The sequence below is a fragment of the Streptosporangium carneum genome (assembly GCF_027922005.1).
GTDB classification, from domain to species: domain Bacteria; phylum Actinomycetota; class Actinomycetes; order Streptosporangiales; family Streptosporangiaceae; genus Streptosporangium; species Streptosporangium carneum.
Genome location: NZ_BSEV01000006.1, coordinates 317969 through 333776, shown reverse-complemented (window position 1 = coordinate 333776; position 15808 = coordinate 317969). Strand labels below are relative to the sequence as shown.

Genomic DNA, 15808 nt, shown 5'->3' with positions numbered 1-15808 from the left:
CACCGGCGACGGGCAGGGCGACAGGCGGGGAGCATGACGGAAACGAAGGCGGACAGAGAGCGGTGAGCGACAGGTGAGCACGGCACGCAAGCCACTCATGGCCGGCAACTGGAAGATGAACCTCAACCACCTCGAGGCCATCGCCACCACCCAGAAGCTGGCGTTCGCCCTCAACGACAAGGACTTCGACAAGGTCGACGTGGCCGTGTTGCCGCCGTTCACGGATCTGCGCAGCGTGCAGACCCTGGTCGACGGTGACAAGCTGCGGATCCTGTACGGCGGGCAGGACCTGTCCCAGCACGACGCGGGCGCCTACACCGGGGACGTCTCCGGGGCGATGCTCGCCAAGCTCGGGTGCACCTTCGTCGTGATCGGGCACTCGGAGCGGCGGCAGTACCACCACGAGGACGACGACCTGGTCAACGCCAAGGTGCAGGCGGCCTACCGCAACTCGCTCACGCCGATCCTGTGCGTGGGGGAGGGGCTTGAGGTCCGCCAGGCGGGCGGGCAGGTGGCCCACAGCGTCTCGCAGCTCGACGGGGCGCTCAGGAAGGTCTCCGCCGAGCAGGTCAGGTCGATCGTGCTGGCCTACGAGCCGGTCTGGGCGATCGGCACCGGAGAGGTGGCCACCCCGGCCGACGCTCAGGAGGTCTGCTCGGCACTGCGTTCCCGACTCGCCGAGCTGTATGACGGCGAGGTGGCCGCGGCTGTCCGTATCCTTTACGGTGGCTCGGTCAAATCTGACAACATCGCCGGCATCATGGCTCAGCCTGACGTGGACGGAGCCCTGGTGGGGGGCGCAAGCCTCGACCCGGGGGAGTTCGCCAAGATCTGTCGCTTTAGCGAAATGTCTGGCTGACTGGGCCGTTCGGAGGGTACGACTTGACAACAGGTCGTACCCTCTTAGAGCAAGTTTGAATCGTCACGCCACAGGCGTCATACAAGGGACGCACCCGGACGCGGGTCGCGCACACAGGGACAGGTCACGGTGACAATCGGAATCTCCATCGCCCTCATTCTGGCGAGCTTGCTGATGGTGCTGCTTGTTCTGCTTCACAAGGGCAAGGGCGGTGGTCTGTCGGATCTGTTCGGCGGCGGATTCTCGTCGTCGTTCGGCGGCTCCTCCGTGGTGGAGCGCAACCTTGACCGGCTCACCGTCATCACCGGTGTGGTCTGGTTCGTGTGCATCATCGCGCTGGGCCTGGTTCTCAAGCCCTGACCCGGCTACGACGAGCGTGACAGTGGTTCAGCCCCTCGCATCCAACAGAGCGCAGGGGCCATCGAGCGAGGAGTTCATCCGTGGGTAGTGGCAACGCGATCCGTGGCAGCCGTGTCGGCGCCGGCCCGATGGGGGAGGCGGAGCGCGGCGAGGCGGCTCCCCGTGTAAGGGTTCCGTTCTGGTGCGCGAACATGCATGAGACGCGTCCCAGCTTCGCCAGCGACGCCGCCGTGCCGGAGTTCTGGGACTGCCCTCGCTGCGGTCTGCCGGCGGGTCAGGACGAGGCCAACCCGCCCGCGCCGCCGCGTAACGAGCCTTACAAGACGCACCTGGCCTACGTGAAGGAGCGTCGTAGCGACAAGGACGGCGCCCAGATCCTGGCCGAAGCCCTGGAGCGGCTGCGCTCCTCCTCGCGACCCATTTACTAGTACGGCACGCGAAAGGCCCCCGTGGACGGTTCCACGGGGGCCTTTCGCGTGCCGCAAGGAAGTTGATAAACGGAACCCATTCCGGTTATATAAGTGGAGATGGTTCCGTTTGCCGCCTCTCTCAGGTCGCGGGGTCCGTCCGCCCCAGGTTGCGGATGAGCGCGTCCAGGCCGGCCTTGACGCGTTCGACGTCCATGCCGAGCGTTCGGCGCTGGTGCAGATAGAGATTGGCGGCCAACGGGGCGAGCAGCGCGTCGGCCAGGTAGTGCGCGTCGGCGTCCGGGCGAAGGCGGAGGATCAGCGTGGCGAGGTGCAGATGGTAGGCGGCGTAGGCGCCGCCCGCGTAGCGCGCCTCCGGCGAGCTGGTCTCCGCGAACAGCAGCAGGTCGGCCTGCTCCTCGGTGCGGTCGACCAGTGCGGACAGGAAGGCGCCGATGCGTTCGATCGGCTCCGCGCCAGGCCCGAGCGGCGGCGGCCCGTGCAGGAAAGCGGCCTGCAGGACGCGCTCGCGCTCGTCGATCAGCGCGTAGGCGAGCCCCGCGCGGTCGCCGAACCGCCGGTAGACCGTGCCCACCCCCACGCCCGCGGTCTGCGCCACCTCGTCCATGGACAGGCTCTCCACGCCTCCGGTGGCCGCGATGCGCCGGGCGGCGGAGAGGATCTTCCTCCTGTTCTCCGCGGCGTCGGCCCGCTCCCGCGGCGGCCCCCCGATGAGCGGCAACTCTCTCTTGGCCCCCGACGACTGCATTCCCTTCCTCCCCGACAGCTCAGGTTCACGAAGTGCGGCCATCAGAGGCGCTTCCGGATCTCGCGTCGACGTCCGTCTCCATGTTCATGATCGTATCCACGCTCACGCCCACGTGCGCGTTCACATTCACGGAGGTTCCCATGTCATCACTCGCGGGCAGGACGGCGCTGGTCACCGGCGGCAGCCGCGGCATCGGCGCGGCCGTCGCCCTGCGGCTCGCCGAGGCGGGCGCCGACGTGGCGCTCACCTACGCGCGCTCGGCCGACCGGGCGCGGGACGTCGTGGCCGAGATCCGGGCCCTGGGCCGGGGCGGCCTGGCGATCGAGGCCGACGCCGCGGACCCCGCCTCCGCGGCCCACGCGGTCGAGCGCACCGTGGCGGAGTTCGGCCGCATCGACGTCCTGGTCAACAACGCGGGCGTGCTCCACTACGGGCCGTTGGAGCAGGCCACGATCGAGGAGGTCGACCACACACTGGCCGTCCACACCCGGGCGGCCTTCCTGACCTCGCAGGCGGCCGCTCGGCACATGGGCGCGGGCGGCCGGATCATCAGCATCGGCAGCAGCCTCGCCGAGCGCGTGCCCTACCCCGGATTCACCCTGTACGCGATGAGCAAGGCGGCGCTCAACGGGCTGACCAAGGGGCTGGCCCGTGACCTCGGCCCGCGCGGCATCACCGCCAACGTCGTCCACCCCGGCTCGACCGACACCGAGATGAACCCCGCGGACGGCCCCGACGCCGAGGCGGAGAAGGCCTTCGCGGCGGTCGGCCGCTACGGCACGGTCGGCGACGTCGCCGCCATGGTGGTCCACCTGGCGGGCGAGGGAGGGGCCTTCGTCACCGGCGCGGCCATCGCCGTGGACGGCGGCTTCGCGGCGTGAGCGACAGGACCGTACGACGGCGGGCGCGCCGCCGACGGGGAAAGCGAAGGGGAGGTTCGGGTAAAACGGGAAGATAAGCTGCTGTGCGGGCCTGAAGCCGAATATCGTTTCCGGTGCTCCTGGGAGCCCGAGACGAGGGCGGGGCGGTCGTCTGTCACGCGTGACAGGAGGACGCCCTCCGGCCTCCGTCCCCGCGTGACGGGCGGCGGCGGCGCCTCCGATGAATTGGATCTCCATCGGGACTCCGGGTAGCGTGCGAGGCCGCCGAACACGTCGGTGCGGCCGAGGACACCGATGACCGCAACGCTGGAAGGACACGCACACATGAACGCCGGAAACCGTCGCCCGCTGCGGATGCTCGTCACCGGAGGCGGGACCGGCGGTCACACCTACCCCGCGCTGACCACCGTCGCGGCCGTCCGCGAGCAGGCCGCCGCCCGCGGACTCGACCTCGACGTGCTCTGGGTGGGTACGGCGAACGGCCTGGAGGCCCGCATCGCGGCCGAGCACGACATCCCGTTCCGGGTGATCAAGGCGGGCAAGCTTCGGCGCTCGCCCAGCCCCCGCGAGCTGTTGACCAACCTCGCCGACATGTTCCGGATCCCCGTCGGCGTCCTGCAGGCCTTCGGCGTCGCCGCCAAGTACCGTCCCGACGTGGTGCTGTCCACCGGAGGATACGTGTGCGTGCCGCTGGGGCTCGCCTCCCGGCTGCTCGGCCGTCCGCTGGTGATGCACGAGCAGATCACCGCGCTCGGCCTGGCCAACCGCATCCTGGCGCGCTTCGCCACCCGGATCGCGCTCACCCACCCCTCCTCGGTCGAGCATCTGCCCGCCTCGGCGCGGGAACGGGCCGTCGTCACCGGCAACCCCGTCCGTCCCCACCTGCTGAACGGCAACGCCCCGTCGGGGCGCTGGCACTTCCGTTTCTCGCCCGAGCTTCCCCTCGTCTACGTGACCGGCGGCGCCCAGGGGAGCCGCCAGATCAACACCATGGTCGAGGCGATCCTGCCCTCGCTGCTCGGCCGGGCGCAGGTGCTCCACCAGTGCGGCCCCGACTGGCTCGACAGGCTCACGGGGATCGCCGCCGGCCTTCCCCCTGAGCTGGCGGGGCGTTACCAGCCGGTCTCCTACGTCGGCGAGGAACTGGCCCACGTGTTCGCCGCCGCCGACATCGTCGTCTCCCGCAGCGGCGCGGGCACCGTCGCCGAGCTGACCGCGATCGGCAAGCCGTCCGTCCTGATCCCCCTGATCCCGTCGGCGGGAGACGAACAGCGCCAGAACGCCCGTTACCTGGTCGAGGCGGGGGCCGCCAGGGCACTCCTCGAATCCGGGCCGGCCCCGGAGCAGCTCCTCGCCGAACTCGACGCCCTGCTCGCCGACTCGCAGGCCCGCGTCACCATGGCCAAGGCCGCCAGGTCCCTCGGCCGTCTCGACGCCGCCGACGCCCTGGCCCAGGTCGTCCTCCAGGAGGCGGACGTCGACCGGATCGGCTGACCGGCCGGTGAAGACGTACGGCCTGCTCGGGCGCGCGGGTCCGCTCGGGGAACGAGGCGTTCACCCGCCAGGTGCGCCGACAGCCGTCGCAGGTCCTGCGGTTCGGCGAATCCGGTCCTCCTGGTGCGCCGTACGCTGATCCGTATGTCGTCGAACATCCGGAGAGCGGGGACGGACGACCGACCGCCGCGAGGCGGTCATGGCTGTCCTGGACGAGTGGAACCGGCCGGCAACGGGAGACGGTGGGGCGCGTGGGGGCCGTAGAGTACGACGACCTGATCGCCGAGGCGCTGACGACCCCGTTCGAGGGGTGGGACTTCGGCGTGTTCGAGGGGCGTTTCGTCGAGGAGGACCCGCCGTGGAGCTACGAGCGGCTCGTGCGGGAACGGCTGCCGCGGGCGGAGGCGTTGCTCGACCTCGGCACGGGAGGCGGCGAGTTCCTGGCGTCGCTGGCCCCGCTGCCGCCCAGGACCGCGGCCACCGAGGGCTACGAACCCAACGTCCCCGTCGCCAGGCGACGCCTGGAGCCGTTGGGCGTCGAGGTCGCCGAGATCGGCGAGGACGACGTGCTGCCGTTCCCCGACGGCTCGTTCGACCTCGTCGTCAACCGGCACGAGTCCTACGACCCCCGGGAGATCTGGCGCGTTCTCGCCCCGGGAGGCGTCTTCGTCACGCAGCAGGTCGGCGGACGGGACGTCGAGGAGCTCAACCAGGCTCTGGGGGCGCCGTGGCACGACTACCGTGACTGGGATCTGGCCTCCGCCTCCCCCCGGATCGCCGACGCCGGACTGGACGTCGTCTGGAGCGCCGAGGCTCATGTCCCCGCGGAGTTCCGCGACATCGGGGCCCTGGTGCTGTTCCTGCGGATCACCCCCTGGCAGGCTCCCGGGTTCGACGTGGAAAGGTACGCCGATCGCCTGCGCGCCCTGCACGAGAACATGCGGCGGGGCAGGCCGCTGAGGGCGCGCAGCCACCGTTTCGCGCTGGTCGCGCGCTCACGCTGACGGGATCGCCCCGCCGGCCCGCCCGGCGCCCAGGGGAGCCCGCCGGGCGAGGACCCTGCGGTGGCCGATGCGCCAGCCCTGCTCGCCGCGAGAGACCGTGTCCTCGTAGGTCACACTGCCGCACGTGCCGTCGGCCCTGACACCGAGTCCCGCACGCGCGACGGTTGCTGCGGCTGTTGCGGCACGGCGTCGGATCGCCGTAGGAGGCGGGCTCGCAGGTGCGGACGGATCACGGAGGCGGGTGGCGCTCCCCGATCACCAGTTCGAGAGCTCGAACATCTTCCCGGGGCGGATGTCCTGGCGCGGAGTCGGCCGACTGCCGGAGGAGCCGCAGAGGGGTCCGGCGGTGGTGGCGGTGGCGTGGTCGAGCAGGCCGGGCTCCCCGGTCGTGTCGTCGTCCGCTCTCAACGCCTCCAGGATCGCTTCCCAGGTGCCGTCCGCCGACCAGCGGCGGTGGCGGTTGTAGACCGTCTTCCACCTGCCGTAGATCTCCGGCAGGGCACGCCAGGAACAGTCGGCCCTGTTCCGGAAGAACACTCCGTTGATGATCATTCGGTGGTCGGCCCATCGCTGTCCCCGCCGGGACTGGGCGGGTAACAGCGGTGCCAGCCGTACCCACTCGTCCTCGGTCAGATCATGACGCTTCAGCCCGTTCTCCACGATCACATCATCTACACCATCGGGGCCCGCGGATCCACCGGACAGCGCCAGGACGTCGACGGCGTGTCGCCGCCGTCAGCGGCGATGTGGAAGGTTCCAGGTCACGGAGGACACGGCTGACCGATTTCGGTCCGCAGATCCACCCTGACGAGCTTCGTCTCATCGAGATGGGTTCCGTGCGGCAGGGGCTGGTGCCGCTCCGCGGAAGTTCGTGGAGGAGCGTCGTCGAACTGTCCTCCACCCTGACCCGCCGTGTCCTGCGACACGGCGGCTTCGCCGGCCGTGACGATCTGATCGAGAAGCTGGAGGCGTACGCAGTCGAGCACGACGAGACCGCGAGGCCCTACCGGTGGACCTACGAGGGCGCCCCGTTCAAGGGTCATGACGTGACTCCGGTGAGCTGGGCGTGAAGGCGCTTGCACTCGTGGACGAAGCGGATCGTCCGGCGGCTGCGCGCGAACTCGGCGACGATCGGGATCTCCCCGCGCGCGCCGGTCCAGCGTGCCACGTCGGCGGCGAAGGCGACGAGTTCGGCGTGGGTCACGGTGATGCGCCGCCCCTCGCCCGGCAACATCCCGGGCAGCAGAGCGCGCAGGATGCGCCACACCTCGTGGTGGCCTCCGGCGTCGGCCAGCTCGGTCAGGGCCGCGATGGCGGGGCGGGTCTCCCGCCAGGTGCGGCGCAGCACCAGCGCGAGCTGGCGGCCGATCGCCTCGGCGGGCAGCTCGCCCCTGGCGGCCATGCTCAGGACCAGCGGGATCATGCCGGGGACGCTGTCGGCCAGGAGAAAGGCGAGGATCACCGCCGTGGACTCGCCCATCGGGCCCTGGGCGATCTCCAGACCGGTGATCTCCGTGGGCGTCACCCACGCGCCCCAGTAGTAGCCGCGCAGCAGGAAGGGCAGGAGGTTGACGGCCACGACCTCGCGGTGCGAGGGCAGCATGGCGGGCCACGCCCGGGCCATGTTGCCGGACTCGTCGACCGTCCAATCGAACGGCTGACGCAGCAGCACCTCGTCGATCAGCCGATGGCCGGTCGGGGCCGTCACCCGCAACACCGGCTGCAGTCTGACCTCGGTGAAGTGCTCTGGTTCGCCGTCGCCGAACTCGACCATGGACGCGTCGACCATGTGGCGCCACACGTGGCCGCACTCGGGGTCGGCCATGCCGTCACCGGCGAACCAGCGGGCGGCCGAGCGCGCCGCCTCCGAGTCGACCTTGGCGGCCCGGTCGGCCGCGGCCTGGTGGCTGCCCCCGGGCAACCGCAGCAGCGCCTGCGCCAGGTCGGCCGGGGGCGGCTCCACCCCGGCGGCGGCGCAGGTCTCCAGCCGGTCGACCAGCACGTCGGGGTCGAGGTGGCCGCTCATCCAGGTCGGCGTGGCCAGCAACACGGGTGGCAGGGCGCCGTTCCGGAGGGCCTCGGCGAGTTCCGCGTAGCGGTGCAGCAGGAAATCGTGGGGCGGGGAGACGCGATTGGGGTGGGGCAGCCGGTTGCGCCGCCGCCACTCGTCGTGCTCGGGCAACTCCTTACGCATGAAGGAACGCAGCCGGGGTGGGACGAAGACGACGGTCACCTCCACGAGCGGCTCGCTTGGGCCTGGCGGGGGTACCTGCTTCCCTGCCCGCATCGCCGCGATCCGGGCAGGATCCACGCCGAGCTCGGCCATGCGCTCGTAGGCGTGGTCGAGGATGAAGGACGGCATGGCCTCCACGGAGTCGTCGTACAAGACGCCAGGCCTCGTCCGCACCGGGCGGAGACGATCCGGCAGTCTGTCGTCGTGGATCTCCTCGTCCTCGTCGTCGGTGCCGAGATGCCGCGGCTGCTCGACGTCGGCGGGGGAGCCGTACAGGTGGATCCGGCCCCTGGCGAAGGGGATCCGCCGGTCGCCCTCGTGGGCCACCGCCCCGTCCGGGCCGTCGTCGCTGGTCCAGGTGATGAAGAAGGCGCGCAGCGGGGCGTCGTCGTCGAGGTAGCGGCCAGGCCGGTAGACGCCGCCCACCGTGATCCGCCGGGGCCTCGGCTCCGGGGCGGGCTCCTCGCCGCGGGTGAGGGCGCGTACTCCCACGGAGTGGCTCGCGTCGTCCCAGAACTTCTCCGGTTCGATCGGCGGCAGCTCCGGCACGCTCCCGGGAGTGACGAGCTCGGCGGACAGCGCCGACTGCCAGTCGTCGGGGTCGAGGCGCACGTCCCCGGACCGCCGGTAACCCTGGTCCTGCTCGACGTGAGGCTTGAGCCTGCGGCGCAGTTCCGCCCGGTCGTCGGCGATCCCGGCGACGAAGGCCGCCAGCCAGCGCTCCTGGCCGATCCAACGCTCGTGGTGGTCGGGGGAGATCGACGGCTCGGGGAACCGCCGCGCCTCCGGCAGCTCGGGCAGCGGCGGGAACTCCTTCTGCTCCAGCAGTTCCTCGACCGGAGTCTCCCCGCCGAACCGCTCGGCCAGCTTCGCGCCCAGGTCGGCGGGGAGGTGGCGGACGCCGTCGAGGATCGCCTCGGTGTGGTCGGCGAACAGGTCGGCGTATTTCAGGGTCAGCTCGGCCGCGCGGTTGCGCACGTCGAAGGACTTGTGCGCGTACGCCGTGGTCAGCGCGGTCACGAAATCGGCGGCCGCCTCGGGCGTGGCCCGGATCGCCTGGTCGAGCCAGCGCAGGCCCGTGGCGGCGAGCTTGGCCTCGTCCCGGAAGGTGAGCGCGTCGACCGCCTCGACCAGGTCGGCGTGGTCGAGTGGCATCGCCCCGCGCACCTGCCCGGCGGCCAGCTCGGCGACCGTGCCCGGAGCCGACGGCAACAACCGCAGGTAGTCACGCAGGCGGGGCGCGGACTCCGCGGGCTTGGGGTCGAGGAGCATGTGCAGCCGGACGAAGAACCGCAGGTCCTGCGCCTCGCCGCCGCGCAGGAAACGGCTCACGCAGCCATCGAGCACCTGCTCCCTGGGCAGCTCGCGGGCGGCGGCGGCCAGCCAGCGGGTCGGCCGGGGCTCCAGCCGTTCGTCACGGAGGGCGCGGCCCGCGCCGTCGGCGTCGAAGACCCGAGGCAGCAGCACGGGGGTCAGCGGGTCAGCGGCCACGCTCGGCGCGGCCAGCCAGGCGGCCACCAGCGGGTCATGGTCGGGCGGCACGGCGCCGGACTCACGCAGCAGCGCCACGGCCAGCGGCGCGATGCGGTCGGCGGGACGGCGCACCCGCTGGGCCAGCCGGACCGCGACATCACGACGCCACTCCCGGGGGCGGGTGGCCGCCACCCGGCAGACCTGGGCGACGTCGGGGTCCTCGGCCCAGCGGCGGTTGACGTCGCGACCGGTCATCCACGTCACCGCGGCCGCCGGGCCGGTGATGACGCCGACACCGGTCAGCAGCAGCGCGTCGGCCAGTCTGTCGAGCAGGTCGCCGACCTCCCAGGAGGCCATCTCCTCGAAGTCGTCGGGATGATGGGCGCGCACCTGCTCGGTGCGGACACGGCGCAGCTCCTTGACGAGGCCGGGCAACCGCCCGCCCAGCTCGGCGCGCTCCTCCTCGGTGAGCGTGACCAGGCGGTCGGCCAGGCGGGTGACCTGGTTGCGGGTGACCAGATCACAGATCTCCGTCCAGAGGGTCATCGGGAGACCTCCACGGCGGCGCGAGCGACGATCCGGGCGGCCAGCACGTGTTTGCACGGCCCACGGGAGCCGCGATGGTCCCACCACCACTCACAGGTGCAGGATCCGTCGGTCAGCGAGACCCGGCGCGCGCCGCCCGAGGTGTGGACGGTGGCCAACTCGCCTTCGAGGCGCACGGCGCCCGCGTCGACGAGCTTGCGCGCCTTGGCCAGCCGCGGGTTGAGCAGGATCACGTTGTCCTTGTCATAGGGCAGCTCACGGTGGAAGTGGGCGGCCTCAGACAGGTCGTAGCCGACCCGGCCGGCGACGCCGAGCTGCGTCAGCGCGGCCCGCACCCGGTCGGCGGGCATGCCCGCGCGGTCGGCCAGCAGGCCGATCTCGACCTCGGGCTCGAAGTTGAGCAGCATGCCCACCACGTCGGCGTCGTTCTCGGCCTCGTCGGTGGCCAGGTCGTCGAGCACCGCGCCCTCGCCGGAGAAGCCGCGCCAGCGCTCGGGCGAGAGGGTGAGCGTGTAGCGCATGCCGGGGAGCTCCAGCTCCCAGGCGCTGGAGGCGGCGTCGGCCGGGCCGTACACCCGGAGGGACTTCGCGAAGCGCAGCAGCGGCAGGAGGGTGCCGAGCCGGTTGGGGCCGGCGAGCTGGACCGAGCCTGGAACCTGACGGTGGGAGACCTTCAGCTCCCGCCCCGCCTGCGCCACCCACACCGTGCCCTTCTTGGGCAGCCCGCGCAGGAACCGCACCGCCGCCATGCCGGTCAGCTCGCCGCGCTGGTCCATGCCCGAGGCGATGACCTGCACCTCGGCGAAGCCGCGTAGCCAGCGCTCGGGCAGCGGCACCTTCTTCTCCACCACCGCGCCGTCCATCGTGGTCACGACCAGCTCGTCGAGCCCGACCCCCAGGTGCAACGGGTCACGCGCGCCGATGCGCGCCAGCGCCTCCCGGAGCGGCGCGTTCACGTCGACGTTGGTGGTGCCCCGGTCGAACACCTCGCCGTCGAGCGCGCCGTTCAGCAGATCAAGCCGGGCGTACACCCCGCCACACGCCGAGAACGACTCGAACCGCAACCGGTCTCCATTGCACGTCACCACCGGGTCGCGCACCCAGCCGGGCCGCGCCTGCGGTTGGTGGTAGCGGGCCAGCGCCACGTCGGCGACGCCGAGCAGGGCCGCCGCGGCGGGGGCCGCCTGGGTCACCACGCCGCTGAAGAACCGGGGGGCCACGGCCGGGCCGGACAGGGCACGACCGCCGGAGGTCGCCAATCCGAGACGACCGTCGACAAGGGAGGAGGGCGCGGCGTACGTGTACGCCTGCGTCGCTGAAGTCATGGCCGGGACGTTAGATCACTCCACCGACAAACCGGCGCGGCAGATGTCGAGGGCTCGCGCGATCCACGACCCCGGAAAGATCGGGACCGATGCCGGTGGTCGAATTCCCTCGGGCTCACGGCTCCAGCCGGAGGCGGGCCGAGCGGCGGCCCAGGCGCAGCAGGGGCGGGCAGGTCATGCGGGCGCCCGAGCGGGTGGGGAGGGCGAAGGCCACGGCCTTGGCGGGGGCGTCGGTGGTGAAGGTCGTCGTCGGGTAGGCCCGGCAGTGCCCCAGGGACAGTTCGCGGACCAGCGTCAGACCCCGGCCGTTCTCGGCGAACAGGTCCAGCGGCGGATGGGCGCGAGGCAGGTCCAGGACGGCGGGAATCCAGCCGAGGTCGGGGGAGCAGTCGACCAGCTCGCACCAGGTGGGGATGCCGAACAGGCTGAAGACGCGGATCTCGTACGGCGGGCGCGCGTGCCGCTCGCAGTTGGCCGCGAGCTCGGCCACGACGGTCTCGGCGTCGGCGATCCCGTCTCCGGAGATCCCCTCGGCCTGGAGCACCTCGCGCACGACGGCGCGGGCGCGGCGGGAGACCGTCCCGGGCCGCAGGAGCCTGACCAGCATGTGGACGTCGCCCCTGCCTTTCCCCGGAAGTCCTGTCCTGCGGGTGGAGTCGTCCAGGCGCTCCACGCGGACGCCGAACGGGTTCGCAGGACCGTAGGGGGGTGGCCGCATGTGCTCGCTCCATCGCTGTCGGTGACTGTGGTCGACAGCAGACGCGACCGGACGGTCGACGGCGAGGGCCCTGGGCGGGCGTCGCCGTTCGCTGTGGAGAGCGAGGCGCGGACGGTCCGCGTCGGCCGTCGCGTGGATCATCGTGCCAGGTGGTCGTTTCCCGGTCGTTTCCTCTGGCGGGTGGAGGAGTGGGGCGTGCCCGGTGACAATCGGTTCACGTGCGGAAGCGATGTGTGACGGAGGTGGTCATGGATGACACGGTGCACGGTGAGGGACGGCCTGAGCTGGTGCGCGCCCGCAAGCGGATGGGGATGAGCCAGGACGCCATGGCGGAGGCGCTGTGGGTGTCGCCGACGACGTGGAGCCGGTGGGAGCGGGGGCGGCAGGAGATCCGCCCGGTCTACCGGGCGCGGATGGCCGAGGTGTTCGGCGTCCACCCGGCCGAGGTCGAGCGGTGGGTAGAGGGAAGAGCCCCCGTCGACACCCAAGCCTGGCTGCTTCCGGACTTCAGCGACCTCTCGCTCGCGGCTACGGTCAAGACGGCCGAGCGACTGTGGAGGTGTGACGTGGATCCGGACCGGCGTCATCTGCTGGCCGCGCTCCCGTTCGTGCCCGGGGCTTTTGGGAGCTGGCTGTCGGCGTGGAGCTACGGCACCTCGGAGACGTCGGCGGCTTACCAGGGGTCGGGTGCGGCGGTCGGTCTCTCCGACGTCCGGCGGGTCGTCGAGGCGCGGCAGGCCTTTGAGCAGATGGATCATCAGTTCGGAGCGGGGCTGGTGCGCCCGGCCGTGGTCGACTACCTCAACACCGCCGTCGCCCCGCTGCTGCGCGGGCGCTACGACGAGAAGGTCGGGGCCGAGCTGATGACGGCGGCGGCCGGGATGACCCAGATGGCGGGCTGGACCGCCTTCGACCTCAACCACCACGGCCAGGCCCAGCATTACTTCGGTCAGGCGCTCACCTTGGCGAAGATCGGGAATGACCCGCTGACCGGCGCCTGGGTGCTCGCGACCATGACGCACCAGGCGATCCATCTGAAGCAGGGGGCACAGGCGGTCTGGCTGGCCCGTGCCGCCGTCGACACCGCCCGTCGGGCCGAGGCGCCGCCCCGCGTCATGGCGATGCTGCTGGTCGACGAGGCACGGGCGACGGCTCTCCAGACCCGGCCAGCCGAGACTGGCGACAGGCACAGCGCCAAGCGGGTCGAGCGGCTGCTCGTCGAGGCCGAGCGGGCCTACGCTCAAGGGCACACCGACCGCGATCCCGCCTGGGTCGCCTGGGAGGACGAGCCGGAGCTGACAGGCCGGATGAGCAGGTGCTGGAAGCTGCTCGGCGACCACCGGAAGGCGGCCGACTGCGCTGAACTGGCGGTGCGGGCCTTCGTGGGAAAGCGGCCTCGCGCCGCCCAGCTCAACCAAGTGAACGCCGCCGAGGCATACCTCTGCATGGGCGAGGTGGAACAGGCCGTCGACGCGGCGCGGGCCGCGATCCCCATGGCCAGGTCGCTGACCTCCGCCCGCTCGGTCGACCGCCTGCGGAAGTTCTCCGCCAAACTGGAGCCGTACGGCACGACCATCCAGGTCAGGGAGTTCCGCGCCCATCTGGACGGCGAGCTCGCCTCCTAGCGCGGCGACCGCCGACCTTCACCGGGCTCCTCACCGTTCATCGACGCCGATCAGGTCCACGTCCCCGCTCGCCGTACCGGCGTCCCGAAAGGCTCCAAAGCCGGTGAGAGGGGCCGGGCCTCGGGCGTGCTGAGGGGGTTCGGAGGCCTCGGGCATGGTGAAGGGTTCGGAGGCCTCGGGTGTGGCGAGGGGGTTCGGAAGGCTTCGAACCGGGTGAGGGGGCCGGAGGCCTTGGGCATGGTGAGGAGTTCCGGGAGGCTCCGAGCATCGTGAGGGGTGCCGGAGGCTTCGAACCCGGTGAGGGGGTTCGAAGGCCTCGGGCATGGTGGGAGCCGGAAGACTCTGGGAGCGGTGAAGGGTCCCGGAGACTCCGAATCCGGTGAAGGTGTGGGGTCGCCGCCTCGTTCTTCGGCGGGGTGACCCGGTCAGCGGCGGTAGACCTCCTCGCCGCCGACGAAGGTCGCCGCCACCCGGGTGCGCCAGATCTCGGCGGCCGGTTCGGCGAACGGGTCGCGGTCGAGGACGACCAGGTCGGCGCGGTTGCCGGGGGTGATGGTCCCCGCCTCGTCGTCGTGGTTGATCCGGGCCGAGCCCGCCGTGTAGGCCGTCAGCACGGCGGCCAGGTCCAGGCTCTGGCCGGGCAGGAACGGGGTCTGGGCGGTCGGGTAGTCCGCGTGGGCCGAGCCGCCCGGCTCCGTGCGGTTGACGGCCACGTGCATGCCCTGGAAGGGGTCGGCGGTCGAGACCGGCCAGTCGCTGCCCGCGCAGAGGCGGGCGCCCGTGCGCAGCAGGTCGGCGAAGGGGTACTGCCAGGACGCGCGCTCCTCGCCCAGGAACGGGATCGTCAGCTCGTCCATCTGGGGCTGGTGGGTGGCCCACAGCGGCTGCAGGTTGGCGGTCACGCCCAGGGCGGCGAAACGCGGCACGTCGGACGGCTCGACGATCTGCAGGTGCGCGATGTGGTGGCGGTTGGCCGGGTCGGTTCCCTCGAAGCTGTCGAGCGCCTCCCGGACCGCGCGTTCGCCGATCGCGTGGAAGTGCACCTGGAAGCCGTGCCGGTCCAGCTCGGCGACGTACCCCTTCAGCAGCGCGGGGTCCACGTAGGACAGGCCCGTGCCGCCGCAGCGGCAGTAGGGCTCGATCACCGCGGCGGTGAAGTTCTCGGTGATGCCGTCCTGCATGATCTTCACGGAGGTGGCGCGGAACCGTTCCAGGTTCTCGGCCGACCTTCGGCGCTCGAGCAGCTCGGGGATCTGCTCGGCGCCGCGCGTGCGGTCCCACCACAGCGCGCCGACGACCCTGGCCCTCAGCCTGCCGGAGGCGGCCGCCGAGACGTAGGTGGGCAGCTGGTCGTCGGAACCCGCGTACGAGCCGACGATGGCGTCCTGCCAGCCGGTGATCCCCAGGGAGAACAGGTGGTTCTGGGCGTCGAGCAGCGCGTCGGTGAGGTCCTGCGCCGTGGGGCGCGGGGTGAGCAGGCCGACCAGGTCCATCGCGCCCTCGTGCAGCACGCCGCTCGGGGTGCCGTCCGGATCGCGCTCGATCCTGCCGTCGGCGGGGTCGGGGGTGTCGCGGGTGACGCCCGCGCGCCGCAGCGCCGCGCTGTTGACCCAGGCCGCGTGGTGGTCGCGCTGGATGATGTAGGCGGGCCGGTCGAGGAAGTCGAGCTGCGAGCGGTGCGGGAGGCCGCCGGGGAAGGCCGCCATGTCCCAGCCGCCGCCGTCGACCCACTCGCGGTCCGGATGGGCCTCGGCGTAGGCGACGATCCGCTCCAGGTACGCCGGCAGGCCGCTGACCTGCGACAGATCGCACCTGGCCCGTTCCAGGCCCGCCATCACCGGGTGCATGTGGGAGTCGGTGATGCCGGGGATCAGCAGGCCGCCGCCGAGGTCCACGGTGTCGTGGCCGGGGGCCGCGCGCCGTACGACCTCGGTCTCCGACCCCACGGCGGCGATGCGGCCCTCGCGGACGAGCACCGCCTCGGCGAAGGCTCCGGCGGCCAGGAACGCCCGGCCGCCGCGGAACAGGATGTCGTTCACCTGACCCCCACCGGCGTGCGGGCGGAGGCGTCGGACAGATGGATCATGGCTCTCCTCGATGTGCGGTGATGTCCT

At 71.8% G+C, this 15808-nt stretch carries 14 protein-coding genes; 8 read left to right on the top strand and 6 right to left on the bottom strand.

All coding sequences use genetic code 11. The features are described 5' to 3' along the window. Positions 1 to 97: 97 nt before the first annotated feature. The 3 genes from tpiA (at position 98) to PKF00_RS16715 (ending at position 1647) form a co-directional block, all read left to right on the top strand. Positions 98 to 859, top strand: a complete 762-nt coding sequence (gene tpiA / locus PKF00_RS16725) for a triose-phosphate isomerase (protein WP_271218484.1) — start codon at positions 98 to 100, stop codon at positions 857 to 859. A gap of 129 nt (positions 860 to 988) precedes the next feature. Next, positions 989 to 1219, top strand: a complete 231-nt coding sequence (secG, locus tag PKF00_RS16720; RefSeq protein ID WP_271218441.1) for a preprotein translocase subunit SecG — start codon at positions 989 to 991, stop codon at positions 1217 to 1219. An 80-nt stretch (positions 1220 to 1299) separates the two neighbouring features. Next, positions 1300 to 1647, top strand: coding sequence for an RNA polymerase-binding protein RbpA (locus PKF00_RS16715; RefSeq protein ID WP_012892502.1), 348 nt, complete (start codon positions 1300 to 1302; stop codon positions 1645 to 1647). A gap of 121 nt (positions 1648 to 1768) precedes the next feature. Here PKF00_RS16715 and PKF00_RS16710 read toward each other — a convergent pair whose 3' ends face one another. Then, positions 1769 to 2395 (bottom strand): TetR/AcrR family transcriptional regulator, encoded by a 627-nt coding sequence (locus tag PKF00_RS16710; protein WP_271218440.1) that lies wholly within the window; start codon positions 2393 to 2395, stop codon positions 1769 to 1771. 140 nt (positions 2396 to 2535) lie between these two features. Between PKF00_RS16710 and PKF00_RS16705 the strand changes: the two genes are divergently transcribed. From PKF00_RS16705 to PKF00_RS16695, 3 genes are all read left to right on the top strand, one after another. After that, positions 2536 to 3276 (top strand): SDR family NAD(P)-dependent oxidoreductase, encoded by a 741-nt coding sequence (locus PKF00_RS16705; protein WP_271218439.1) that lies wholly within the window; start codon positions 2536 to 2538, stop codon positions 3274 to 3276. Positions 3277 to 3600: 324 nt separating this feature from the next. Then, positions 3601 to 4770: a UDP-N-acetylglucosamine--N-acetylmuramyl-(pentapeptide) pyrophosphoryl-undecaprenol N-acetylglucosamine transferase gene (locus PKF00_RS16700; protein WP_271218438.1), complete on the top strand. Its 1170-nt coding sequence runs from the start codon at positions 3601 to 3603 to the stop codon at positions 4768 to 4770. 251 nt (positions 4771 to 5021) lie between these two features. After that, positions 5022 to 5774 carry a class I SAM-dependent methyltransferase gene (locus tag PKF00_RS16695; protein ID WP_271218437.1) on the top strand — a complete coding sequence of 251 codons (753 nt, stop codon included), beginning with the start codon at positions 5022 to 5024 and terminating at the stop codon, positions 5772 to 5774. 255 nt (positions 5775 to 6029) lie between these two features. Here PKF00_RS16695 and PKF00_RS16690 read toward each other — a convergent pair whose 3' ends face one another. Beyond that, a complete protein-coding gene (locus PKF00_RS16690) occupies positions 6030 to 6434 on the bottom strand; it encodes a transposase (RefSeq protein WP_271218436.1) in 405 nt (134 codons plus the stop codon). Positions 6435 to 6601: 167 nt separating this feature from the next. On the opposite strand from PKF00_RS16690, the gene PKF00_RS16685 reads away from it, so the two are divergent. Next, positions 6602 to 6844: a hypothetical protein gene (locus PKF00_RS16685; RefSeq protein WP_271218435.1), complete on the top strand. Its 243-nt coding sequence runs from the start codon at positions 6602 to 6604 to the stop codon at positions 6842 to 6844. Here PKF00_RS16685 and PKF00_RS16680 read toward each other — a convergent pair. The 3 genes from PKF00_RS16680 to PKF00_RS16670 all read right to left on the bottom strand — a co-directional run bounded on the left by PKF00_RS16680 (position 6814) and on the right by PKF00_RS16670 (position 12069). Continuing rightward, a complete protein-coding gene (locus tag PKF00_RS16680; RefSeq protein ID WP_271218434.1) occupies positions 6814 to 10026 on the bottom strand; it encodes a DUF6493 family protein in 3213 nt (1070 codons plus the stop codon). The genes PKF00_RS16685 and PKF00_RS16680 overlap by 31 nt on opposite strands. Next, positions 10023 to 11351 (bottom strand): SWIM zinc finger family protein, encoded by a 1329-nt coding sequence (locus PKF00_RS16675; RefSeq protein ID WP_271218433.1) that lies wholly within the window; start codon positions 11349 to 11351, stop codon positions 10023 to 10025. The genes PKF00_RS16680 and PKF00_RS16675 overlap by 4 nt, the downstream gene beginning before the upstream one ends. A 115-nt stretch (positions 11352 to 11466) precedes the next feature. Continuing rightward, entirely contained in the window at positions 11467 to 12069 is a 603-nt protein-coding gene (locus tag PKF00_RS16670; RefSeq protein WP_271218432.1) for an ATP-binding protein, read from the bottom strand. Between the two features lie 248 nt (positions 12070 to 12317). On the opposite strand from PKF00_RS16670, the gene PKF00_RS16665 reads away from it, so the two are divergent. Beyond that, a complete protein-coding gene (locus PKF00_RS16665) occupies positions 12318 to 13694 on the top strand; it encodes a helix-turn-helix domain-containing protein (protein WP_271218431.1) in 1377 nt (458 codons plus the stop codon). Between the two features lie 425 nt (positions 13695 to 14119). Here the strand turns inward: PKF00_RS16665 and PKF00_RS16660 are convergent, their stop codons facing one another. After that, entirely contained in the window at positions 14120 to 15733 is a 1614-nt protein-coding gene (locus tag PKF00_RS16660) for an amidohydrolase (protein WP_271218430.1), read from the bottom strand. Positions 15734 to 15808 lie beyond the last annotated feature (75 nt).